This window comes from Azospirillum brasilense (assembly GCF_022023855.1).
In the GTDB taxonomy this organism is placed as follows: Bacteria; Pseudomonadota; Alphaproteobacteria; order Azospirillales; family Azospirillaceae; genus Azospirillum; species Azospirillum brasilense_F.
The window spans coordinates 1980161-2002053 of the sequence record NZ_CP059449.1 but is presented as its reverse complement, the minus strand read 5'-3'; the positions used below and the strand labels follow the sequence as shown (position 1 = coordinate 2002053).

The following is a 21893-nucleotide window of genomic DNA, read 5'->3' as shown; positions in this document are numbered from 1 at the left end:
AGGCATGTGTGACCATGTCCGGAAGAGCGGATTTAGACAACATTTGAGGCAATGAAGACGCGTCGAGTGCTTGCGCTGTCTTTAGGCTGTTTTTCCGATGGATCGCCCAATTGCCCGGAGCAGCGCGCCGGAACGAAGGAGGGTTACGGGCCAGCCTTTTGCGTTCGGTGGATTTTGCGGATTCTTTCGGCGTGGAGGCCACGCATTGGCGATGCTCTTGCCCCCACCCCGGCCCTCCCCCGCTGCGCAGGGGAGGGTTAAGGAGGGGCAAAGGCTCCGCTCAAGCGTCCAGATACCGGCTCTCCAGATGCCGCCGGAACACCGCCGCGTCGAGCGGGTGCCCGGTGGCCGCGGTCAGCAGATCGTCGCCGGACGCGTAGAGACAGCCCTTGCGGTGCACATTCGCTCCCAGCCACGCCACCAGCGGCCCGAGGTCGCCGCGCGCCAGCGCCGGGCGGATGTCCGGATCGGCCTTTGCCGCGGCCTCGAACAGCTGGGCGGCGGTCATAGCGCCCAGCGTGTAGCTGGGGAAGTAACCCCAGGCGCCGGACGGCCAGTGGATGTCCTGAAGGCAGCCCAGCCGATCGTTCGGCGGCGTCACCCCGACCAGTTCCCTCATGCCGTCGTTCCAGGCGCCCGGCAGGTCGGCCAGCGCCAGATCGCCGGCGATCAGCGCCTTCTCCAGCCGGTAGCGCAGGATGATGTGCGCCGGGTAGGTCACCTCGTCGGCGTCCACGCGGATGAAGCCGCGCTCCACCCGGCTGTAAAGGCGGCGCAGGTTGTCCGGCTCCCAGGCCGGGCCGGAGCCGCCGAACGCCTCCCGCGCGACCGGGGCCAGCCAGCACAGGAACTCCGGCGAGCGGCAGGCCTGCATCTCCACGATCAGCGACTGGCTCTCATGCACCGCCATGCCGCGGGCCAGCCCGACCGGCTGACGCAGCCAGTCGCGCGGGCGCCCCTGCTCGTAGAGCGCGTGCCCCGTCTCGTGCATCACTCCCATCAGGGCCTTGGTGAAGTCGTCCTCGTCGTAGCGGGTGGTGATGCGAACGTCGCCGGTGGCGCCGCCGCAGAAGGGGTGCAGCGACACGTCCAACCGACCACGGGTGAAGTCGAACCCGGCTGCCCGCATCAGCCGCTCGCCTAGCGCCTTTTGGTTGGCGACGGCGAACGGCCCCACGGGCCGCAGCGGCGCCGGCTCGGCGGCCTGACGGTCGAGGACGCGCCCGATCAGTTCCGGCAGGAAGCCGACCAAACCGGCGAACAGGGCATCGATCCGCTCCGACCGGGCGCCGGGATCGTGCTCGTCCAGCATGGCGTTGTAGGGCGACAGGCCCATCGCCGCCGCCTTCGCCTCGCCGCACTCCCGGACGCGGCGCAGCACCTCCGACAGGCTGGGCAGCAGCTTGGCGAAGTCGCTCTCCGCCCGCGCGGTGCGCCACGTCATCTCGCAGACCGAGATCGCCTTGCTGGTCGCCTCGATCAGGTCGCCGGGAACGGCCGTGGCGTGGCGGTGGGTGCGCCGCATCTCCCGCAGGTTGGCCGCCTGCCAATCGTCCAGCCTGTCCGTGCCCTCGGCCTCCGCCAGCCAGTCGGCCACGCGGGGGTCGGTTTGCAGCTCGTGGGCCAGCACGGTCAGGGTGGCGGTCTGCTCCGCCCGCCCGTCGCTGGAGCCGTCGGGCATCATCGTCTGGCTGTCCCAGCTCAGGATGCCCAGGGCGTCGCCGATGGCGGCGATGCGGGCGAAACGGCGTTCCAACTCCTGATAGGCGGCTGTCATGGGGCGCGACTCCTAGGATGCCGGAGCGGTCCTCCGGCGTTGGGACAGCACATAGACGACGACCAGCGTCGCGGCGAGGCTATACCAAGTGAACGCGTATTGCCTATGGTTGTTGGGCAGCTCGACCAGTGGCTGAATCCCGTTCAGCGGTGCGTTGCCGCGCGCCGGGTCAGGAGTGGCCTCCACCGCCAGTGGGGCGACGTTCCCCAGCCCGGCGGCGGCTGCCATGCCCGGCGGGTCCAGCCGCATCCAGGATTCCGCCCCCGGCCGGTTGCCCGGCTGGAGCCAGCCGGCGGGCTGCGGCAGGCGGACCAGACCGGTGACGGTCACCGGCCCCTCCACCCGGCTCTCCGGACGGCTGGCGGGGGTGCGCTTGTCCATGGGCAGGAAACCGCGGTTGACCAGCACCACGCCGCCGCCGTCCTCCGCCGGACGCTCCAGCGGGGTCAGCAGTTCGTAGCCAGCCTGCCCCTGCCGAGGCCGGGCGACCAGCAGCAGTTCCTTGTCGTTCAGGAAGCGCCCGGTGACGGTCACCGGGCGGAACTCCAGCGCCTCCGGATCGGCGATGGCGGAGGGCAGCGGGATCGGGGCCGTGTGCAACCGCTGCTCCACCCGGCGGACCAGATCCTCCTTCCATTCCAACCGCTGCATCTGCCACGTGCCCAGCCCCAGCATGACCAGAACGGCGGGCACGGTGATCAGCGTCGCCCACAGCGAGGGGCGGAAGCGGCGGGGTTCGGCGGCGGCGGTCATGGTCACTCGTCCGGGTCCTCCAGCTCGTTGCGGCGGTGGCGGTATTGCAGCGCCACCACATAGGCCTTGGCCGGGCGCAGCATGCCGAGCGCCAGCCCGAGCACGACGATGCTCCAGACGATGGCGTGCAGCCACAGCGGCCAGTCCACCGACATCGACACCCACAGCGCCACCGGCACGACCAGAAAGCCCAGGATGAAGATCAGGAACACCGCCGGCCCGTCGCCGCTGTCCTGCCGGGCGAGGTTCAGATTGCACACCGAACAGCGCTCGTTGACCGTCAGGTAGCCGTCGAACAGCTTGCCCCGTCCGCAGCGCGGGCAGGCACAGCGCAGGCCGGCGGTCAGCGGCGACGGGCTGGAGTAGTACGCACTCAAGTCATTCGCCTCCTTCCAGGAATGGGAAGCCCCTCTCCCCGGTGGAGGAGAAGGGCTTCGGCAAGGCGACAGGGGGGATCGGTCAGTGGCCGCTGGCGGCGCCCAGCGACCCCCACCAGTAGATCGACACGAATAGGAACAGCCAGACCACGTCCACGAAGTGCCAGTACCAGGCCGCCGCCTCGAAGCCGAAATGGCTCTGCGGGGTGAAGTGGCCCTTCATGGTGCGGAACCAGCAGACCGCCAGGAAAATGGTCCCGATGATGACGTGGAAGCCGTGGAAGCCGGTCGCCATGTAGAAGGTCGACGGGTAGATGCCCTGGGTGAAGCCGAAGGCGGCGTGGGCGTATTCCCAGCCCTGGAAGAAGGTGAACATCACCCCCAGCAGGACGGTCAGGCCCAGCGCGCGCGACGCCTCCTTGTTGCGGCCCTCGAGGATGGCGTGGTGCGCCCAGGTGACGGTGACGCCCGACAGCAGCAGGATCAGCGTCATCATCAGCGGCAGGTGGAAGGTCTCCAGCACCGTGATGTTCGGCGGCGGCCAGACGCCGTGCGGGTTCTCGGCGAACACCTTGGGGTAGAGCGCCGCGTCGTAGAAGGCCCAGAAGAAGGCGGCGAAGAACATCACCTCCGAGGCGATGAACAGCGCCATGCCGTAGCGCAGGCCGATCTTCACCACCGGGGTGTGCGCCTTCTCGCGCACCGCCTCCTTGATGACGTCGCGCCACCAGCCGAACATCACGCCCAGGATGGACACGAAGCCGAGGGCTGCCAGCAGCCAGCCGCCGCCGTGCATGTAAATGACCATGCCCGTCGCGAACAGCCCGGCCGCGAAGGCGCCAAGCAGGGGCCAGGGGCTCGGCTTCACCAGATGGTAAGGATGCGGGATGCCGGAGCCCTCGCCCGCGCCGTGCGCGGAGGCTGGGGGATGCGGCATGTGCGCGTGCGTGATGTCGGCCATCGTCTCTTTCCAACCCCGGTTTGTTTCGCCCGATTTCTTCGTTCAGCCCTAATTCTCTGTTCAGACTGTCTCTTTTTAAACTGCGTCCTCAGTTCGCCGCGGTCCCGGTGCCTTTCGCACCCGCGGCCTGCGTCGCGTGCTGCGCCAGCACCTGGGTCTCGTCCTTGGCGCGGAAGAAGGTGTAGGACAGCGTGATGGTGGTCACGTCCTCCATCGCCGGATCGTCGGCCAGCGCCGGATCGACGAAGAAGGCCACCGGCATGTCCACCGACTGACCGGGCTCCAGCACCTGCTCGGTGAAGCAGAAGCACTCGATCTTGTTGAAGTACTTGCCGGCCTTGTCCGGCGTGACGTTGTAGAGCGCGGTGCCCACGGTGGCCCGGTCGGTCCGGTTGGCGGCCTGATAGGCGGCCAACCCCATCTCGCCCAGCTTCACCGCCAGTTCCTTCTGCTCCGGCTTGAAGCGCCAGGGCAGCGACTGGTTCACGTCGGCGTTGAAGCGGACCTTGATGACGCGGTCGACCTGCCGCGCCGGTGCTGCGTCGGCCCGCTGGGTGGTGCCGCCGAAGCCGGTCACCTGACAGAACAGCGCGTAGAGCGGCACCGAGGCGTAGGCCAGCCCGACCATCCCGAAGACGAGGCCGAACAGCCCGGCCATGAACAGGCGGTTCTTCCGCCGGAGCCCCTTGTCGCTTTCAGGCCGGTCGCTCATGGCGCCGCTTCCTCCCTGCCGTTTGTCCGCTTGGCGTTCCGTGGTCAGTGACCGCCCATCCGCACCAGCGTGATGACGTAGAACATCACCACCAGCCCGATCAGCGCGGCCAGAACCGCGTAGTTGCGCCCGCGCAGACGCTTGCGGCGTTCCTCGTGGGATTCATCCATGATCGTCATGCCCCGCCTCCGGTCGTCAGGATTCCGGTCACCAGATGCTCGCCCATCAGCAGGGCGAACAGCAGGAACAGGTAGAGGATCGAGAAGCCGAACATCTGCTTGGCCGGCTTGTCGTCGGTGGCGCGCAGCACGCGGACCGCGCACAGCACGAAGAAGGCGCCCAGCAGGCTCGACCCGATCAGATAGGCAAGACCGCCAATGCCCAGGAAGTACGGCGCCACGGCGACCGGCAGCAGGACCAGCGTGTAGGCCAGCATCTGCCGCTTGGTGGCGTCGGGACCGGCGACCACCGGCATCATCGGCACCCCGGCGCGCGTGTAGTCGCCGTTGCGGAACAGCGCCAGCGCCCAGAAATGCGGCGGCGTCCACAGGAAGATCAGCAGGAACAGCAGGATCGAGGGCAACTCCACCCCGCCCGTCACCGCCGCCCAGCCGATCATCGGCGGAAAGGCGCCGGCCGCTCCGCCGATCACGATGTTCTGCGGAGTCCGCCGCTTCAGCCACATCGTGTAGACGAAGACGTAGAAGCCAATGGTCATCGCCAGCAGCGCCGATGCCGCCCAATTGACCGCCAACCCCATCACCACGACCGACGCCGCGGCCAGGATCACCCCGAAGGCCAGCGCGTTGTCCGGCTCCACCCGACCCGACGGGATCGGGCGGCGGACGGTGCGCGACATAACCGCGTCGATGTCGCGGTCGTACCACATGTTGATGGCGCCCGAGGCCCCGGCTCCGACCGCGATGCACAGCACCGCCACCGCCGCCAGCACGGGATGGATGTGGCCGGGCGCCAGCACGATGCCGGCCAGCCCGGTGAACACCACGAGCGACATCACCCGCGGCTTCAGCAACTCGATGTAGTCACCCGGCGTCGATCCGGAGACCGGACCTGTCGAGACCCGTTCAATGCTCAGGTCCGTCATACTTCACTATCCTCCGGCCGGAGAGAGCTTCCCGGCTCCCCCGGCGTCATGGCCACGACCGATGGGTCACGACCGATGGTCACTTCACCTGCGGCAGCGTTTCGAAGGCGTGGAACGGCGGGGGCGAACTCACGGTCCACTCCAGCGTGCCGGCCTGCGGTCCCCAATAGGCGGCCTCGACCTTTTCGCCGCTGCGCAGGGTCTTGTACGCGATCCACACGAAGAGAAGCGTGGACGCAAAGGAGAGATACGCCCCGAACGAGGAAACCATGTTCCAGCCGGCGTAGGCGTCTGGATAGTCCGGGATGCGGCGCGGCATGCCGGCCAGACCCAGGAAATGCTGCGGGAAGAAGACCAGGTTCACGCCGATGAAGGTCGTCCAGAAGTGAACCTTGCCCCAGAACTCCGGATACTGGCGCCCCGACATCTTGCCGATCCAGTAGTACCAGCCGGCAAAGATCGAGAAGACCGCGCCCAGCGACAGCACGTAGTGGAAGTGCGCGACGACGTAGTAGGTGTCGTGCAGCACGATGTCCATGCCGCCGTTGGCCAGCACCACGCCGGTTACGCCGCCGACGGTGAACAGGAAGATGAAGCCGAGCGCCCACAGCATCGGCACCTTGAACTCGATCGACCCGCCCCACATGGTGGCGATCCAGGAGAAGATCTTCACGCCCGTCGGCACCGCGATGATCATCGTGGCGGCGGTGAAGTAGGCCTTGGTGTCGACGTCCAGCCCCACCGTGTACATGTGGTGCGCCCACACCACGAAGCCGACCACGCCGATGGCGACCATCGCGTAGGCCATGCCCAGGTAGCCGAAGACCGGCTTGTGCGAGAAGGTCGAGACGATGTGGCTGATGATGCCGAAGGCCGGCAGGATCATGATGTAGACTTCGGGGTGGCCGAAGAACCAGAACAGGTGCTGGAACAGGATCGGGTCGCCGCCGCCCTCCGGGTTGAAGAAGCTGGTGCCGAAGTTGCGGTCGGTCAGCAGCATGGTGATGGCGCCGCCCAGCACCGGCACGGCCAGCAGCAGCAGGAAGGCCGTCACCAGCATCGCCCACACGAACAGCGGCATCTTGTGCAGCGTCATGCCCGGCGCGCGCATGTTGAAGATGGTGGTGATGAAGTTCACCGCACCCAGGATCGACGAGGCACCCGCGAGGTGAAGGGCGAAGATCGCCATGTCCACCGACGGCCCGCTGTGGCCCAGCGGCGAGGACAGCGGCGGATAGATCGTCCAGCCGGTGCCTGCACCCTGCCCCACGAAGGCGGAGCCCAGCAGCAGCAGGAAGGCCGGGACGATCAGCCAGAAGCTGATGTTGTTCAGCCGCGGGAAGGCCATGTCTGGCGCACCGATCATCAGCGGCACGAACCAATTTCCGAAGCCGCCGATCAGCGCCGGCATCACCACGAAGAACACCATGATCAGGCCGTGCGCGGTGATCAGCACGTTCCAGACCTGCCCGTCGCTGACGAACTGCAGGCCCGGCGACTGGAGTTCCAGCCGCATGATGACCGAGAACAACCCGCCGATCAGCCCGGCGATCACCGAGAAGATCAGGTAGAGCGTCCCGATGTCCTTGTGGTTCGTGGAGAAGAACCAACGCTCGACGAAGCCCGGCATGTGGTGGTCATGGTCATGCCCGTGGCCGTGTCCCTGCGCTTCCCCCGGATTGGCGTTTGCCATGTCTCTAAACCCTCGCGTCGGCGGAATGATTTTTCTTTGAGGTGCCGCTGCATCCAAAGCATGAGGCTTACTGGACGGCCCCGGCGGACGGTGCCTCGGCAACGTCGCGCTTGGTGTCGGGGGCGCCGTAAGCGGTCTTGGCCTTCTCGACCCACTGGTTGAAGGCCTCCTTCGAGACGGCCTCGACCGCGATCGGCATGAAGGCGTGGTTCACGCCGCAGATCTCGGAACACTGGCCGTAATAGACGCCTTCCTTCTCGATCCGCACCCACGTCTCGTTGGCGCGGCCCGGCACGGCGTCCTTCTTCACGCCGAAGCTCGGCACCGCCCAGGAATGGATGACGTCGCCCGCGGTGACCAGCACGCGCACGGTCGTGCCGACCGGCAGGATCACGCGGTTGTCGACCTCCAGCAGGCGCTTCTGGCCGGGCTTCAACTCCGAATCCTGGACCATGTAGCTGGAGAAGGCGATGTTGCCGTGGTCGGGATACTCATAGTCCCAGAACCACTGCCGTCCCGTGACCTTGATGGTCATCTCCGCCTCCGGCACCCGCTCGGCCTGATAGAGCAGCTTGAAGGACGGCACGGCGATGACGATCAGGATGATGACCGGAATGACCGTCCAAGCGATCTCCAGCACCGTGTGGTGCGAGGTGGTGGACGGCACGGCGTTCTTCTTGGCGTTGAAGCGCAGCGCCACCCAGGCCAGCAGCCCCGCCACGAAAATGACGATGGCGACGATGATCACCGTCAGCAGGTCGTGGAACGAGTCCATGGCGTGCTTGACCGGGGTGGCTGCCTCCTGAAGCCCCAATTGCCAGGGGTGGGGTTCGGCGGCGGAACCGGTCGCGGCAAATCCACACAAAGATGTCAGCGCCGCCAGAACGGCAGCGTTCAGGGTCTGCGTCTTCATCCCCACCCTCTTCGTTGTCCGCCGCCCGCGGTCGCGGACGGCGGTCGTCCCTTCCCGCCGGACCCGCCTTCGCCCCTGTTTCCCTGGTGCGTTCCACCCCTGTCGGGCGGTTGCGCGTCCGGGCGTTGCGACGGTGCCGGTCTATGCAGGGATCGTGCCGTTTGTGGGTGGCACGGTCCCCGCAGCGCGAGCTTAACCCTGCACTGCGCTTGGGTACAAGTCAGGCGTCCCTACACGAAGGACATAGGCGCAATGCCGGTTTCAAGCCCGCATCAGAACAGAAGTTGAGCTTCCGTATCGGCTTCGCACTGCGACAAGCTGTCGCAGTTTGATGGTACAGCGAATTGTCTCGGAAAATCAAGTTTTTAGGCTTGCACGTCCCTTGTGTGGGGCGCAAGCGACCTTGCGCGGACGGCGCCATCCGGTCGCCGTTTGCGCTGCGGTAACCCACCACCGTGTTGGGACGCAAAAGTTCCGCGGCCGTCAGTGCCCGCTGGTGATGACCTTGCGGATTCGGCGCACGCCGGACCAGACGAAGGCGATGACGATGGGAATCATCAGGCCAACGAGCAGGTCGGGATCGACTTTCATCCCGAGTCCCTTCACGCCCTTTGCGGCGTAGCCGACGATGCCGACGAGGTAGTAGCTGATCGCCACCACCGACAGCCCCTCCACCGTCTCCTGCAGGCGGAGCTGCAGCTGCGCCCGCTTGTCCATGGAGAGGAGAAGCTCAGCGTTCTGTCCCTCCACGGCGATCTCCACGCGGGTGCGCAGCAGGTCGCTGGCGCGGGCCACGCGCTGGGACAGCGCCTGCAGCCGCGATTCCACCGCCTCGCAGGTGCGGATCGCCGGGGCGAGGCGGCGGTCCATGAACTCGCCCACCGTGGGCAGCCCCTCGATGCGGATCTCGCGCAACTCGACGATGCGCTTTTCCACGAGGTTGTAGTAAGCCCGCGCCGCGCCGAAGCGGTAGGCGGTCTCCGCCGCGATCTGCTCGGTCTGGGCGGCCAGCAGGGTCAGCCGGTCGAGCAGTTCCCGCTCGTCGTCCAGGCCGCGCAGGGTGGCGATGCGGGTGGTCAGGTCGGCCAGATCGGCCTCGATCGGGCCGATGCGCGGCAGCACGCCGCGCGCCACCGGCAGCGCCAGCAGCGCCATCACCCGGTAGGTCTCGATCTCCAGCAGGCGCTGCACGACGCGGCCCGCCTGGTTGGAGGTCATCGCGTGGTCGGCGATCAGGATGCGCGAGAAGCCGTCGCCATGGATGCGGAAGTCGGTCCAGGCCGTCGCCGCCCGCCCGGAGATGCGCGTGCCGATGTAGCTCGGCGAGCCAAACATCGCCGTCAGCATGTTGGCCGAGGGCTCCGGCGATTCGGCATCGAGGACGGCGACATGGACGCCGACCATCAGCTCGCCCGGCAGCCCGGCCAGCCATTCCTTGGGCACCGCGTTCAGCGCCGGTTCCAGGAAGGGATCGACCAACACGTTCGCCGGGGACACGGCGTTGGGACGGAAGACGGTCCAGGTGGAAAATTCGGTGTGGCGCTCCCACTTCAGGCGGAAGCTGCCGAAGGAGCCGCTGTAATGGGTGGCCCCGGCGGGCGGGCGCGGCACGCCAGCCCAATCGCACAGCTTCTCCAGATGCAGCCGGTCGGCCTCCGACGCGCCCTCCCCCGACAGCATCGCCAGCATGGTGGCGCGGACCGGGGTGGACAGGACCTCCGGCGGGCGGGTGTGCACCTCGTTGGTCAGGGTCACGCGCAGGGCATGGTTCTTCAGGGGGTGGGCCAGGGAGCGCGCGTCTCCGTTGCCGGTGCGGCCCATCGCCAGCGCGTCGTCGGTCATCGCGGCCATTCCCCTTCCAAGCCCCTTCCGCCCATGGACGACGAGCCTTGCCGGATGAGCCGCCCGTCGCCACACTATAAGTCTGATCTTTAGACCACATCGCGCGTGCGGGTGCGAGAGCGCCGGTGCCGCATCGTTGCCCTACGATAGACCGATACCCCGGAGTCCCCATGAGCGCGCTTGCCGTCACCGACGATCTGTTCTTCAACCGCGCCGGCCTGGACCGTTCCCGTGTCGAGGGGGTGGTGGCCGACGCGCTGCGGGGGGCGGACGACGGCGAACTGTATCTGGAATATTCGCAGAGCGAATCGCTGGGTTGGGACGACGGCAAGCTGAAGGCGGCCAGCTTCGACACCACCCAGGGCTTCGGCCTGCGCGCCATCGCCGACGAGGCGACCGGCTTCGCCCACGCCTCCAGCCTGTCCGAGGACGCCATCCGGCGCGCCGCCGCGACGGTGCGCGCCGTCCAGGCCGGGCATGCCGGCACCTTCGCCGAGCCGCCCGCCGGCACCAACCGCGCGCTCTACATCCCGGACAACCCCCTGCCTCTGGTCCCCTTCGAAGCCAAGGTGAAGCTGCTGGCGGAGATCGACGCCTACGCCCGCGCCAAGGACCCGCGGGTGCGGCAGGTCTCGTGCTCGATCAGCGGCGAGTGGCAGGCGGTGCAGATCATCCGCGCCGATGGCGTGCGCGTCGCCGACCTGCGCCCGCTGGTCCGGCTGAACGTCTCCGTCGTGGTGGCCGAGGGCGACCGCATGGAGACGGGCGGCCACGGCGGCGGCGGGCGCGTCACTTACGAACACTACATGCAGCCGGAGACGTGGCGCGCCTTCGTGGACGAGGCGCTGCGCTCCGCGCTTGTCAACCTGTCCTCGGTTCCTGCCCCGGCGGGGGAGATGACCGTCGTTCTCGGCAACGGCTGGCCGGGCATCCTGCTGCACGAGGCCATCGGCCACGGGCTGGAGGGCGACTTCAACCGCAAGAAGACCTCGGCCTTCGCCGGGCTGATGGGCCAGCGCATCGCCGCGCCCGGCGTGACCATCGTGGACGACGGCACCATCGAGAACAGCCGCGGCTCGATCACCGTGGACGACGAGGGCACTCCCGGCCAGTGCACCACGCTGATCGAGGACGGCATCCTGGTCGGCTACATGCAGGACCGCATGAACGCCCGGCTGATGGGCATGCGCCCGACCGGCAACGGGCGGCGCCAGAGCTTCGCCTGCCACCCCATGCCGCGCATGACCAACACCGTGATGCGCCCCGGCGCCTATGAGCCGGAGGAGATCATCAAGTCGGTCAAGAAGGGCCTCTACGCCAAGAACTTCGGCGGCGGGCAGGTGGACATTACCAGCGGCAAGTTCGTCTTCTCCGCCAACGAGGCCTATCTGATCGAGGACGGCAAGCTCGGCCCGGCGGTGAAGGGCGCCACCCTGATCGGCAACGGTCCGGACAGCCTGACCCGCGTGTCGATGATCGGCAACGACACGAAGCTGGACCCCGGCGTCGGCACCTGCGGCAAGGACGGCCAGGGCGTTCCCGTGGGCGTCGGCCAGCCGACCCTGCGCCTGGACGGCCTGACCGTGGGCGGTACGGCGGCCTGATCGCCACCACCGCTTCCCTTTGCTGCATCGGAGGTTCCGCCCGTGTCGTCCCTCGCCCTGGTTTCGACCTTCTGCCCCGACCGTCGGTCTCGTCTCCGCGGTCACCGGCCATCTGTTCGGGCTGGGGGCCAACCTGCGCGACGCGACCTTCGCGGTGATGGGGTCCGGAGCGGAATTCTCGGCGGTCTGCGAATTGCCCGACGGCGTCCCCGTCGGGGAGGTTCAAGAGGGGCTGGCCAGCCTGCCCGAACTGGCCGGCGCGCAGATCAAGGTCACGCCCTTCGACTTCGATCCCAACCCCGGCCCGCTCGCCCGAATCACCCACCGCGTGGAGGTGTCGGGCGGCGACCAGCCCGGCCTGATCGCCCGTCTGTCGGAAATCTTCACGCAATTCGAGGCGAACATCGTCCGTCTGGACGCCCAGACCCTGCCGGAGCGGGAGGGAGGTCATTACACCATCCGCTTCGCCGTTTCGATCCCGCCGGAGCGCGCCGGCACCTGCCTGTCCGCCATTGCCAACACTGCGGAGACGATGGGCCTGACCTGCACTGCCGAACCGCTGTAACACTCCTCGTCCATCACCTCCAATTTTCCCTCTCCCCAAAGGGAAGAGGGATGAAGGTTGCATTCATACGCATGAAAATGCCATGGATCGGGAACTTTCCCCGACCATCTCCACCATGGCGTGAATCGCGTTCTCCTCGTCCTGGCGCTGTCCTTCGCCGCCCTGCCCGCTCGGGCGGAGGGGCTTGAGGCGACCCTGTCCGACTGGGGAGCCGTTGGGCTGCTTCAGACACCGAACGCGCGGGGCATGCCGGACGGCACCGTCACCGCGGGGGTGACCGCTCTCGGTGGCTTGCACCGGCATGTCTTCGCCGGGGCGCAGCTCCTTCCCGGCCTTGAGGTCACCCTCCGCGACAGCACCTACCCGAGCTGGCACGGCCTCAGCGAGCCGGGGGTGGACGCCAAGCTGCGCCTGCTGCGCGAGGGACCGTGGTGGCCGGCGCTGGCGGTCGGCGGGCGGGACGTCACCGGCAGCGGGCTGGACCTGCCCGGCAAGGGCCGCTTCGCGGGAGAGTATCTGGTCGCCTCGCGGCGCTGGTGGAACGTCGATCTCAGCCTGGGCATCGGCTGGGGTGGGCTCGGCGACTATGGGCATGCCCGCAACCCGCTGCGCTTCCTCGGCGGGCGCTTCAAGCGCGACCGCGACCCGGCGAAGGCGTCGTCCCGCGGGCCGGAAGCATGGTTCACCGGGGAACGCGCGGCCCTGTTCGGCGGCGTCGAGTGGCACACACCGTTGGACGGGCTCAGCGTCAAGTTGGAATACAGCGCCGACAGCTTCCGCGCTCAGCAGCAGGACGACCCGACCTTCAGGCCCGGCGTGCCGCTGAACGCCGGTCTTGCCTACCGTCCCTGGAACTGGCTGGAGCTGGGCGCGGGGGTCGAGCAGGGATCGCGCGCCATGCTGCGTCTCGCCGCGCGCTTCGACCCACGCGAGGAAGGAGGAACCACCGCACTCACGCCGCCGCCCGTGGTCGGCGCCCGCCCGGCCGCGCCGGGCGCCGCCCTGGCCGCCCCGGACATCGCTGCCTTGGCCCGGCTGCACCGGTTGCCCGCCCGCGCTGTGCTGATCGACGGCGACCAGGCGGCCCTGTGGCTCGACCCGGCGGGCGCCGGCACCGCTCCGCTGGCGCAGGAGGTGGGTCGCGCCGCCCGCCTACTGGCCGACGGCGCGCCATCGGAGGTCGAATGGCTGACCGTCGTCTCCGGCAACGCCGGGCTGGACGGCACCGCCGTCACCCTGTCTCGCCGCGCCGTGGAACAGGCAGCCAGCCACCGCGGCAGCTCCGAGGAAATCTGGCGGACGGCTCGCGTGGACCGCTCCGCCGGTCCTCCGGGGGACTGGGCGTCACGGTTGACCTTGACCGTCGTTCCGACCGTGGAGGCCAGCCTGTTCGAACAGAGCGCGCCGCTGGTGCAGCGGACCTACGGCGACACCGTGTTGACCGCAGAACCGCTGCGCGGACTGGTTCTCAGCGGCGGGCTGCGGGTGAACGTCAGCCACAACCTCCACCTCCTCGACACCAACGCCATCCCGGCGGCGGATCCGGTGCGCAGCGACCTGCCGCGCTACGCCGACCGCCTCGCCGCGGTCGAGCGGCTGTACGCGGCGTGGCTGGCCGCGCCCTCCGAGAGCTGGAGCACGCGCCTGTCCGTCGGCCATTTCGAGGAGATGTTCGGCGGTGTGGGAGGCGAGGCGCTGTACCGCCCCCTGACCGCGCGCTGGGCGCTCGGGCTCGACCTCAACCGCGTCTGGAAGCGTCCGCCCGACGACGTGCTGCGCCTTGGCCCGGAAAGCGGGCGGAACACCGGCCACGCCAGCCTCTATTGGGAAGCGCCGGGGGCTGCCACCACGGGTGTGCTGCGGCTGGGGCGCTATCTCGGCGGGGATTGGGGCGGCACGCTCGAACTGATGCGCGCCTTCGACGGCGGCATCCGCCTGTCCGCCCAGGTCACCTGGACCGAGGGGCCGGAGGGCGCGCAGAGCCGCTACGGCGGGCGGCTGGAACAGGGAATTGCGCTGACGGTACCTTTCAGCCCCGGCGGCTCCTGGCCGCCGGACGGGCGGCTGGCGACCGCGGTGCGCACCCTCGGACGCGACGCGGGGCAACGGCTGCGCCAGCCATTGCCCCTGTACGACGCGTTGGTCACGGCGGGTTACGGCCGCCTGACCGGATCATGGCCGCGGCTGATGGAGTGAGCCGCTGCGGACCGGGGATCAACGGATTTCGGAGATCGTCCCGGTCTTGGCGTCGAGCAGCACGGTGCTCCAGGTACCGTTGGCCGACTGGGCCTCCGCCACGTAGTTCTCACCCTGCTTGCGGAAGTCGCGGACCGAGGTGAAGCCGGCGGCGCTGAAGTAGTTCAGCAATGAGGTCTGCATCAGCTCCTTGCGGTTCTGGCCGCGCTCGGCGCGCTGGGTGGTGTTGGGATCGACGTTCATGATGACCTGCCGGTTGCCCTGCATGGTGTTGGGCAAGGTGCCGGTGGCCGACCCGGTGGTCCCCATGGCGCCGCTGTTCGGCATGCTGTTGTTCATGTTCCCGGTCGAACCATAGGTGCCGGGCGCCCCATAGGTGCCGGTGCTGCCGTAGGTGCCCGCGGCGCCGGACCCAACGGTGGATTCGGCGGTGCCGCTGGTCACACGGTCGGGCATGCGGCCGTCCGGCATCCGGTTCTGGGTCCGGTCGCTCCAAGGGTCGGCCCGCTCGCCGGGCAGGCTTTCCACCTGCGGGCTGGTGGTCGGCAGGCCCGACGGGCTGGAGCGCTCGTAGGGAACCTGCGGCGCGTTGTTCTGATAGGTCTGGGCCATCGCGGTGGGAGCGGCCGCCAGGGTCGCGGCGAGAACGGCGAGGGACAGTTTGGCGTTCATGGCATCCTCTTCTCTCGATACGGCGTCTCGCACCGCCGCAGCGGCGCTGCGCCTTTTAGCCCGCCCGGCCGGAACCGAGCAGGCTGGCGACCCCGACAACAGCGCTCGTCGGCCGTTGTTGCGGTCAAGCCAGCGTTATCGGGATGCCTCTCCCCCTTATGGGACCGCCCCTACCCAAAAAAAGCTCTTTACTGGAACGGGGTCCGGGAACCTTTCAGAGCGGAGGCGTGTTCTGCACAATACTGACACGCTCTTCACAGAGTAGGACGTTCAACAGACTGCGCGCCGGACGAGCCGTAATGCGCTTCGGACCGAGCGAGGGAGGTTAGGATGCTCTATTGGGCACTTGTTTTCTTCGTGATCGCGCTGATCGCCGGCGCACTCGGTTTCGGCGGAGTTGCGTCAGCCTCTTCAGGCATTGCGCAAATCCTGTTCTTCCTTTTCCTGATCCTGTTCGCGGCGAGTTTGATTCTGGGCCTGGTCAGGCGCCGCTAGACCCAGCACCCGCCCGGAACCGTCCGGGCGGGCGTTTCCCGCAGCGCGCCCGTGTCCGGCCTTTCACGTCTCGAAGGGCCGGGCTCGCGAGTACCCCGAAAGCCTCTCGATGTTAGCCTCGCACCTGACCGGCAACGCCCCACCCGGAGCGTTGCCGGTTTCTCTGTGCGCTCGGCACGAGCGGCTACGGACATGGGCGGCTATGAAATGACGACGAATCAATCGTCGTCGGTCGGGCTATGCCCTTCCATGAGCTGGCGCAGGGCACGACGGCCGCGCGACAGGCGCGACTTCACGGTGCCGATGGAGATACCGAGAATGTCCGCCGCCTCGCCGTAGGAGATGCCCTCCAGCCCGATCAACAGGACCACCTCCCGCTGTTCGGTCGGCAGCAGGCCGAGCGCGCGCTTCAGGTCGCGCAGCTCCAGCCGGACGAACTGACCGCCATGGGCGGCGCCGATCGCCGCCTGCCCTTCCCCGTCGATGTCCACGACCGCCTGCCGGCGACGGATGCCGTTGATGTGCAGGTTGCGCAGAATGGTGAAGAGCCAAGCACGCAGGTTGCTGCCGGGCCGCCAGAGATGCAGGCGCGACAAGGCGCGCTCCAGACATTCCTGCACGAGATCGTCAGCCAGCGTGGCGTCCCGCACCATGGCGCGGGCGAAACGGCGCAAACGCGGAATTTCCGCCTCGATCTGTGCGATGATCGCCGGATCGGGGGGCGCCAGCGGCGCCGAAGACGCTTCCGCCGTGTCTTCGACGGCCGGATCGTCGGCTTCGACGCCATCCTCGGCTTCGACCGCAACGTTCAACTCGTCCTCGTCCGCACGGCGGCTTCCCATCACCGGCTTGAGGGCGACGGGGTCAAGCGGCGCGGGGCTGCTTGCCGGACGGCGCAAGGAACTCGCGACGTGGTTCGCCATCGGTGGAACGCTGCCTCCTTGTGTACCGAAAGATGTCCCGATCATTCCGGGCGCGTCTGGAAACGCCCGAACCATCGCTCCGGCCCCCGCCTTGCGCCGAATGCGCGCGGGGCATAACCGGATTCTCCAACGACAATCGTCGGTCCATCAGTACGTAATGGCGCACCACAGAGGCTGCCAGTTGGGAAAAAGGCTAAGCCCCTTAACAATTTGGCGAGATTACCCCTAAATGCCATGAATCGTCCGATTGCTCCCGTAGCATTCGATCGGGGATGAGGTATCGTCTCCGGACATACGGGAGGCTTCATGACTTTGCTTAAAAGGAAAAGGCCGGCTGGCTTTCACCAACCGACCTCAAATCTCCTTTGCGGGATAGCCATGTCTATGGCCAACGATGAATTCGCTCATTCATCCATCCGCAGGTCCGCTGCCAGCGGTTCTTCTTCTCTGTGTAGGCGGCGTTTCCGTCCCTTAGCGGAAGTCTTATTTCATTGCGGTCCGCTTCCTCTGTTGGCCGGAACCATATCGCATTACGTCTTTCGTGGACAGCCGGACGTTGGCGCTAGCGCGCCGATCTTCCCGCATACGCCGAAAGACCGGCCGACTTCACCAGTCGGCAAAAGCTGCGTCAAGACGGTGAAAAACGCGGTGGCTCTGGCCGCCGGCGGGCTGATCGCGTCCTTCCTGACGGCGTTGCCGGCCACGGCCCAGGACGCATCGGTCCAGACGGCGGCGGCCCCACCTCCCGTCTTCCAGAGCACGGGTGAGCGCACGATCCGCGCGCTGGAGGCGCTCGCCGGCAAGGGCAGCGCCCGCGCCCAGTATGAGCTGGCCATGCGCTACGAGGTCGGCAAAGGCGTGAACCGGGACGAGCGGATGGCCCTCTCCCTCTATTGCCGGGCGGCCCGCCAGGACTACGCCGAAGCGGCCTACCGTGCCGGGCGCATGCACATGGCCGGGCGTGGTGCGGTGTCGAAGGACGAGGAGCTTGGCCGCTCCTGGCTGCGCCGCGCCGCCCAACTGGGCAACGAGGACGCGGCGCAGATGGTCAAGCCGGCCAGCACCTCCAACAGGAGCGCGGCGGGAAAGGCGCCCGACCGCTGCGAACCGCCGAGCGTGCGCTGGGGCGTGATCCGCATGCCGCCCAAGGAAATCCGCGCCATGGTCACCAAGATGGCCCCCAGCTACGGGCTCGACCCCGATCTGGTGCTGGCGGTGATCGCCGTGGAATCCGGCTACCGCGTGGATGTGGTGTCGGAAAAGAACGCCATGGGGCTGATGCAGTTGATCCCCGAGACGGCGGAGCGCTTCGGCGTGACCAAGCCCTTCGACCCCGAGCAGAACCTGCGCGGCGGCATGAAGTATCTGCGCTGGCTGCTGGCCTATTTCGACGGCAACGTGACGCTGGCTCTGGCCGGCTACAACGCGGGCGAAGGAGCGGTGCTCCAATACAAGGGTGTCCCGCCCTACCGCGAGACGCAGGATTATGTGGTCAAGGTCCACAGCGTTTACCCGCGCCGTGTCCATCCCCACGACCCCGGCGTGGTGCGCTCGGCCGGCCTGCCCGCCGCCAAGCAGGAGGAGGTCGCCGAATTGAGCGTCTCCCGTCCGGGCGTTTCCACGAAACGGTGAAGCGCTCCCGCCGGCTTTTCCCGTATCATGCGGAAAAAGCCGGCGATGGGGATTGCGGATGGGCAATGTGGACGGGACGGGTTCCGACAAGCATTACTGGCACCAGTACATCGACACCTACCGTCAGGCCTTCCAGACCCTGGGGCCGGTGCGGATCATCCTGGAATACGGGGTGTTCCGGGGCGATTCGATCCGTTGGCTGCGCTCCCAGTTTCCGGATGCCTTCATCATCGGCGCCGATATCCTGGAGCCGCAGCCGGAATGGCCGCAGGATGACCGCATCCAGTATGTGCGGTTCGACCAGAACGATCCCGAGCACATCGGGCGCAGCCTGCGGGCCAACGGCATCCTCTTCGACCTCATCATCGAGGACGGCAGCCACATCCCCCAGCATCAGGCGTGGTGCCTGACCCAGTCCCTGCCCCACCTGCGCAGCGGCGGCCTGTACATCCTGGAGGATGTCCACACCTCGCACCCGGACCACAGCCTCTACCGGGCCTATTGCGCCGATTACGCCCAGCCCCCGGCCACCAGCCTCCAGGTGCTCCTCGCCCTTCAGCACATCCGGACGACGGGGGTTCCCTTCACCGACACGCTGGCCGCGGGCTTGGCGTCCAAGGACTTCTTCACGGCGGAGGAGGTGAAGTCGCTGCACGCGGACATCGCCGGGATCGAGTTGTACCGACGCACCCGCCTGCCTCTGCACTGCCACAAATGCGGCGGCAATGATTACGACTACGCGGCGATGCGCTGCCGCTGCGGCGTTGCGCTCTACGAGACCGCGGACTCCATGTCCTTCCTGATCCGCAAGAGCTGAGGGGGACACGGCTGGATGGCGCCGGTGCATGGTGCGGAAACGACGACGGCCCGCCGAATGGCGGGCCGTGGATCGTTGATGCCGGAAAGGATGGCGTCCCCTAGGGGATTCGAACCCCTGTTACCGCCGTGAGAGGGCGGTGTCCTAGGCCTCTAGACGAAGGGGACCTTCATCGGGCGATGCTCGGTTGCCAGCCGAACGAAAGTGGCGTCCCCTAGGGGATTCGAACCCCTGTTACCGCCGTGAGAGGGCGGTGTCCTAGGCCTCTAGACGAAGGGGACAGTCTTTCGTCGTCTGACGACGTGGCGTCGTCGGCGTGGCGGGTTTTTAGCGAACCCACCCTGCCCGATCAAGCCTTTTCTGACAGATCTCTGGCGATTTTCAGAAAAGAGTTCACGACGGCCTGCGGCGTGTCGAAGGCGGTGACCAGACGCAGCAGATCACCCTCCCAGCGGTAGAAGCGGTAACCCGCCGCCTCCAGCCCATCGGCCACCGCAGCGGGCAGCCGCAAGAAGACCTCGTTGGCCTCCACCGGATGGGCCAGTTCCGCCCCCGGCAGAGCGGCAAGGCCCTGCGACAGCCGGTCGGCCATGGCGTTGGCGTGGCGGGCCAGCCGCAGCCACAGATCGTCGGCCAGCCAGGCGTCGAGCTGCGCCGACAGGAAGCGGCCCTTGGACACCAGATGCCCGGCCCGCTTGCGCAGGAAGCCGAAATCCTCGGCCAGCGCCGGGTTGAAGAACACCACGGCCTCGGCGGCGAGGCAGCCACCCTTGGTACCGCCCAGCGACAGAACGTCCACCCCGGCCTTCCAGGTCACCTCCGCCGGGGCGCAGCCCAGCCGGGCCACCGCGTTGGCGAAGCGGGCGCCGTCCATGTGCACCGCCATGCCGTGGGCGTGGGCGACGTCGGACAGGGCCGCCACCTCCTGCGGACGGTAGACCGTGCCGGCCTCCGTCGCCTGGGTCAGGCTGAGGGCGGCGGGCTGCACCCGATGCACCACGCCGATGCCTGCCCCGGCCAGCGCCGCGGTCAGGGCGGCAGTGGTCAGCTTCCCGCCCTCCCCGGACAGCGGCACCAGCTTAGCCCCGCCGGTGGCCATTTCCGGCGCGCCGCACTCGTCGACGTGGATGTGGCTTTCCTGGTGGCAGTAGACCGCGCCGTAGGGCGGCACCAGGGCCGACAGGGCCAGCGCGTTGGCCGCCGTCCCGGTGGCGACCGGAAACACCGTCACCTCAGCCTCGAAGAGGGCGCACAGGCGGCGGGTGACGCCGGCGGTCAGCGGATCCTGCCCATAGGGATCGGCGGACCCGACCGCGGCCGCGGCCAGGGCGTTGACCACCTCCGGCGCGGCGCCGGCCACATTGTCGCTGCGGAAGTCGTAGACGAGGGCGTTGGTCATGGCGTAGCGGCTCCGGCGGTGACGGTCACGGCGATGGCGCCGGTGCGCGGGTCCATCACATAGAGGCGGTCCGCGGCGTCCGGTATGGTGACGCGGAAGACGACGCGGTTGCCCACCGCCACCGGGTCGCCCAGGCGCGCGCCCGCCGGCAGGCCCAACGTGACCTCCTCCATCCGGCCCGCGGGGGCGGCGGCCCGCTCGGTGTCGGCGCCGGCCCGGCGCTCCGGATCACTGATGCGCTTGTAGAGTTCGACGCCGAGGAACGCGAAGCCGGCGATGATCATCACGCCCATGATGACGATGAGTGCCTTGAGGAACTGCACGGTTTGGGGTCCACTCTCGCGCGAATGTGAGGAGTTTTGCCGAACGATGCCCGAACGCACCGAAATCGACGACGATGAGGACGAATACACCGGAACGCAGGATGGCGAAACCGGCGAAGGCGCGCGGCAGCACTGGAGCGTTCCGGACGACGCCGGCGGCCAGCGGCTCGACAAGGCCCTGGCGACGGGGCTTCCCGGCCTGTCGCGGTCGCGCGTGCAGGCGTTGCTGGCGCAGGGCTGCGTGCAGGACGGCAATGGGCGGACGGTCACGGACCCTTCCGTGAAGGTGAAGCCCGGACAAACTTTCGACGTTTTCATCCCCGAAGCTGAACCTGCACAGCCCGAGGCCCAGGACATACCCCTGGACGTGGTCTATGAGGATGAGGACGTGTTGGTGATCGACAAGCCCGCCGGCATGGTGGTCCACCCCGCCGCCGGCAATCCGGACGGCACGCTGGTCAACGCCCTGCTCGCCCATTGCGGCGACAGCCTGTCGGGCATCGGCGGCGTGCGGCGTCCGGGGATCGTCCACCGGCTCGACAAGGACACCAGCGGCCTGATGGTCGTCGCCAAGAACGACCGCGCGCACCACGCGCTGACGGAGCAGTTCTCCGGCCGCACGCTCAGCCGCACCTACCAGGCGATCGTCTGGGGCGTCCCTTCCCCCCGCGAGGGGCGGATCGAGGGCAACATCGGGCGCAGCAGCAGCGACCGCAAGAAGATGACCGTGGTCACCGGCGGCGGCAAGCACGCGGCCACCCGCTACCGCGTCGTCCGCTCCTTCGGCACCGCGCTGGCGCTGGTCGAATGCACGCTGGAGACCGGGCGCACCCATCAGATCCGCGTGCACATGGCGCACATCGGCCATCCCATCGTGGGCGACCCGCTCTATGGCAAGGGACGTGCCGGACGCGCCGGCGGCAAGCACGCGTCAGCCCTGCCGGAACCCCATCGCGAGCGGTTTGTTGGCTTTCCACGGCAGGCGTTGCACGCCGTGGGGCTGACCTTCCGACACCCCGCAACGGGTGAGACGGTCCGCTTCCAGGCGCCGCTACCCACGGATATTAAAGATTTGTCAGATTTCTTAGAATCCCTGTAATCCACTATACCCGCGCGCAGAAGTCGGTTATTCTT

The 21893-nt window shown here is 67.9% G+C and carries 21 protein-coding genes and 2 tRNA genes; 7 read left to right on the top strand and 16 right to left on the bottom strand.

Annotation, left to right across the window (positions count from 1 at the left end):
• Positions 1 to 280 precede the first annotated feature (280 nt).
• From H1Q64_RS09470 to H1Q64_RS09430, 10 genes are all read right to left on the bottom strand, one after another.
• On the bottom strand, positions 281 to 1777 hold the full coding sequence (locus H1Q64_RS09470; protein ID WP_237903287.1) for a carboxypeptidase M32: 1497 nt from the start codon (positions 1775 to 1777) through the stop codon (positions 281 to 283).
• A 12-nt stretch (positions 1778 to 1789) separates the two neighbouring features.
• The gene (locus H1Q64_RS09465; RefSeq protein ID WP_237904931.1) at positions 1790 to 2530 is read right to left on the bottom strand and encodes an SURF1 family protein; all 741 of its coding nucleotides are present in this window, start codon (positions 2528 to 2530) and stop codon (positions 1790 to 1792) included.
• A gap of 2 nt (positions 2531 to 2532) precedes the next feature.
• Positions 2533 to 2907 (bottom strand): DUF983 domain-containing protein, encoded by a 375-nt coding sequence (locus H1Q64_RS09460; protein WP_237903286.1) that lies wholly within the window; start codon positions 2905 to 2907, stop codon positions 2533 to 2535.
• Between the two features lie 82 nt (positions 2908 to 2989).
• On the bottom strand, positions 2990 to 3868 hold the full coding sequence (locus H1Q64_RS09455; RefSeq protein ID WP_237903285.1) for a cytochrome c oxidase subunit 3: 879 nt from the start codon (positions 3866 to 3868) through the stop codon (positions 2990 to 2992).
• Between the two features lie 88 nt (positions 3869 to 3956).
• Positions 3957 to 4580, bottom strand: coding sequence for a cytochrome c oxidase assembly protein (locus tag H1Q64_RS09450; protein ID WP_237903284.1), 624 nt, complete (start codon positions 4578 to 4580; stop codon positions 3957 to 3959).
• A 44-nt stretch (positions 4581 to 4624) separates the two neighbouring features.
• Positions 4625 to 4759, bottom strand: coding sequence for a hypothetical protein (locus tag H1Q64_RS33810; RefSeq protein WP_256380051.1), 135 nt, complete (start codon positions 4757 to 4759; stop codon positions 4625 to 4627).
• Positions 4756 to 5685, bottom strand: a complete 930-nt coding sequence (gene cyoE, locus H1Q64_RS09445) for a heme o synthase (protein WP_237903283.1) — start codon at positions 5683 to 5685, stop codon at positions 4756 to 4758. The genes H1Q64_RS33810 and cyoE overlap by 4 nt, the downstream gene beginning before the upstream one ends.
• Before the next feature lie 79 nt (positions 5686 to 5764).
• Positions 5765 to 7378 carry a cytochrome c oxidase subunit I gene (gene ctaD, locus H1Q64_RS09440; RefSeq protein WP_035674796.1) on the bottom strand — a complete coding sequence of 538 codons (1614 nt, stop codon included), beginning with the start codon at positions 7376 to 7378 and terminating at the stop codon, positions 5765 to 5767.
• 67 nt (positions 7379 to 7445) lie between these two features.
• Complete coding sequence (coxB, locus tag H1Q64_RS09435; protein ID WP_237903282.1) at positions 7446 to 8291, bottom strand: cytochrome c oxidase subunit II; 846 nt, start codon at positions 8289 to 8291, stop codon at positions 7446 to 7448.
• A gap of 483 nt (positions 8292 to 8774) precedes the next feature.
• Positions 8775 to 10133, bottom strand: a complete 1359-nt coding sequence (locus H1Q64_RS09430) for a DUF3422 family protein (RefSeq protein ID WP_237903281.1) — start codon at positions 10131 to 10133, stop codon at positions 8775 to 8777.
• A 170-nt stretch (positions 10134 to 10303) separates the two neighbouring features.
• Here H1Q64_RS09430 and tldD point away from each other — a divergent pair, with 170 nt between their 5' ends.
• From tldD to H1Q64_RS09415, 3 genes are all read left to right on the top strand, one after another.
• The gene (gene tldD / locus H1Q64_RS09425; protein ID WP_014240857.1) at positions 10304 to 11737 is read left to right on the top strand and encodes a metalloprotease TldD; all 1434 of its coding nucleotides are present in this window, start codon (positions 10304 to 10306) and stop codon (positions 11735 to 11737) included.
• A 19-nt stretch (positions 11738 to 11756) separates the two neighbouring features.
• Positions 11757 to 12302, top strand: coding sequence for a glycine cleavage system protein R (locus H1Q64_RS09420; RefSeq protein WP_237903280.1), 546 nt, complete (start codon positions 11757 to 11759; stop codon positions 12300 to 12302).
• Between the two features lie 120 nt (positions 12303 to 12422).
• The gene (locus H1Q64_RS09415) at positions 12423 to 14498 is read left to right on the top strand and encodes a YjbH domain-containing protein (protein ID WP_237903279.1); all 2076 of its coding nucleotides are present in this window, start codon (positions 12423 to 12425) and stop codon (positions 14496 to 14498) included.
• 18 nt (positions 14499 to 14516) lie between these two features.
• On the opposite strand, the gene H1Q64_RS09410 is transcribed toward H1Q64_RS09415, so the two are convergent.
• A complete protein-coding gene (locus H1Q64_RS09410; protein WP_237903278.1) occupies positions 14517 to 15170 on the bottom strand; it encodes a hypothetical protein in 654 nt (217 codons plus the stop codon).
• 330 nt (positions 15171 to 15500) lie between these two features.
• Between H1Q64_RS09410 and H1Q64_RS09405 the strand changes: the two genes are divergently transcribed.
• On the top strand, positions 15501 to 15665 hold the full coding sequence (locus H1Q64_RS09405) for a DUF1328 domain-containing protein (protein ID WP_188260038.1): 165 nt from the start codon (positions 15501 to 15503) through the stop codon (positions 15663 to 15665).
• A gap of 218 nt (positions 15666 to 15883) precedes the next feature.
• Here the strand turns inward: H1Q64_RS09405 and H1Q64_RS09400 are convergent, their stop codons facing one another.
• Entirely contained in the window at positions 15884 to 16588 is a 705-nt protein-coding gene (locus H1Q64_RS09400; protein WP_237903277.1) for a sigma-70 family RNA polymerase sigma factor, read from the bottom strand.
• A 648-nt stretch (positions 16589 to 17236) separates the two neighbouring features.
• On the opposite strand from H1Q64_RS09400, the gene H1Q64_RS09395 reads away from it, so the two are divergent.
• Positions 17237 to 18220 carry a transglycosylase SLT domain-containing protein gene (locus tag H1Q64_RS09395; protein WP_237903276.1) on the top strand — a complete coding sequence of 328 codons (984 nt, stop codon included), beginning with the start codon at positions 17237 to 17239 and terminating at the stop codon, positions 18218 to 18220.
• A 58-nt stretch (positions 18221 to 18278) separates the two neighbouring features.
• Positions 18279 to 19037: a class I SAM-dependent methyltransferase gene (locus tag H1Q64_RS09390; RefSeq protein ID WP_237903275.1), complete on the top strand. Its 759-nt coding sequence runs from the start codon at positions 18279 to 18281 to the stop codon at positions 19035 to 19037.
• Positions 19038 to 19128: 91 nt separating this feature from the next.
• Here the strand turns inward: H1Q64_RS09390 and H1Q64_RS09385 are convergent.
• The 4 genes from H1Q64_RS09385 to H1Q64_RS09370 form a co-directional block, all read right to left on the bottom strand.
• Positions 19129 to 19204 (bottom strand) — tRNA-Glu (locus H1Q64_RS09385).
• Between the two features lie 38 nt (positions 19205 to 19242).
• Positions 19243 to 19318, bottom strand: a tRNA-Glu gene (locus H1Q64_RS09380).
• Positions 19319 to 19386: 68 nt separating this feature from the next.
• Positions 19387 to 20436: a threonine aldolase family protein gene (locus tag H1Q64_RS09375; protein WP_237903274.1), complete on the bottom strand. Its 1050-nt coding sequence runs from the start codon at positions 20434 to 20436 to the stop codon at positions 19387 to 19389.
• On the bottom strand, positions 20433 to 20759 hold the full coding sequence (locus H1Q64_RS09370; RefSeq protein ID WP_237903273.1) for a hypothetical protein: 327 nt from the start codon (positions 20757 to 20759) through the stop codon (positions 20433 to 20435). Before H1Q64_RS09370 ends, H1Q64_RS09375 begins: the two co-directional genes overlap by 4 nt.
• Positions 20760 to 20805: 46 nt before the next feature.
• On the opposite strand from H1Q64_RS09370, the gene H1Q64_RS09365 reads away from it, so the two are divergent.
• On the top strand, positions 20806 to 21858 hold the full coding sequence (locus H1Q64_RS09365; protein ID WP_237903272.1) for an RluA family pseudouridine synthase: 1053 nt from the start codon (positions 20806 to 20808) through the stop codon (positions 21856 to 21858).
• Positions 21859 to 21893: the final 35 nt, after the last annotated feature.

Coding starts and splice junctions, on each gene's coding strand:
- coxB (WP_237903282.1), bottom strand. CDS start 8,291: ATGAAGACGCAGACCCTGAACGCTGCCGTTCTGGCGGCGCTGACATCT.
- H1Q64_RS09405 (WP_188260038.1), top strand. CDS start 15,501: ATGCTCTATTGGGCACTTGTTTTCTTCGTGATCGCGCTGATCGCCGGC.
- tldD (WP_014240857.1), top strand. CDS start 10,304: ATGAGCGCGCTTGCCGTCACCGACGATCTGTTCTTCAACCGCGCCGGC.
- ctaD (WP_035674796.1), bottom strand. CDS start 7,378: ATGGCAAACGCCAATCCGGGGGAAGCGCAGGGACACGGCCACGGGCAT.
- H1Q64_RS09365 (WP_237903272.1), top strand. CDS start 20,806: ATGCCCGAACGCACCGAAATCGACGACGATGAGGACGAATACACCGGA.
- H1Q64_RS09450 (WP_237903284.1), bottom strand. CDS start 4,580: ATGAGCGACCGGCCTGAAAGCGACAAGGGGCTCCGGCGGAAGAACCGC.
- H1Q64_RS09400 (WP_237903277.1), bottom strand. CDS start 16,588: ATGGCGAACCACGTCGCGAGTTCCTTGCGCCGTCCGGCAAGCAGCCCC.
- H1Q64_RS09390 (WP_237903275.1), top strand. CDS start 18,279: ATGGGCAATGTGGACGGGACGGGTTCCGACAAGCATTACTGGCACCAG.
- H1Q64_RS09455 (WP_237903285.1), bottom strand. CDS start 3,868: ATGGCCGACATCACGCACGCGCACATGCCGCATCCCCCAGCCTCCGCG.
- H1Q64_RS09430 (WP_237903281.1), bottom strand. CDS start 10,133: ATGACCGACGACGCGCTGGCGATGGGCCGCACCGGCAACGGAGACGCG.
- cyoE (WP_237903283.1), bottom strand. CDS start 5,685: ATGACGGACCTGAGCATTGAACGGGTCTCGACAGGTCCGGTCTCCGGA.
- H1Q64_RS09470 (WP_237903287.1), bottom strand. CDS start 1,777: ATGACAGCCGCCTATCAGGAGTTGGAACGCCGTTTCGCCCGCATCGCC.
- H1Q64_RS33810 (WP_256380051.1), bottom strand. CDS start 4,759: ATGACGATCATGGATGAATCCCACGAGGAACGCCGCAAGCGTCTGCGC.
- H1Q64_RS09375 (WP_237903274.1), bottom strand. CDS start 20,436: ATGACCAACGCCCTCGTCTACGACTTCCGCAGCGACAATGTGGCCGGC.
- H1Q64_RS09410 (WP_237903278.1), bottom strand. CDS start 15,170: ATGAACGCCAAACTGTCCCTCGCCGTTCTCGCCGCGACCCTGGCGGCC.
- H1Q64_RS09465 (WP_237904931.1), bottom strand. CDS start 2,530: ATGACCGCCGCCGCCGAACCCCGCCGCTTCCGCCCCTCGCTGTGGGCG.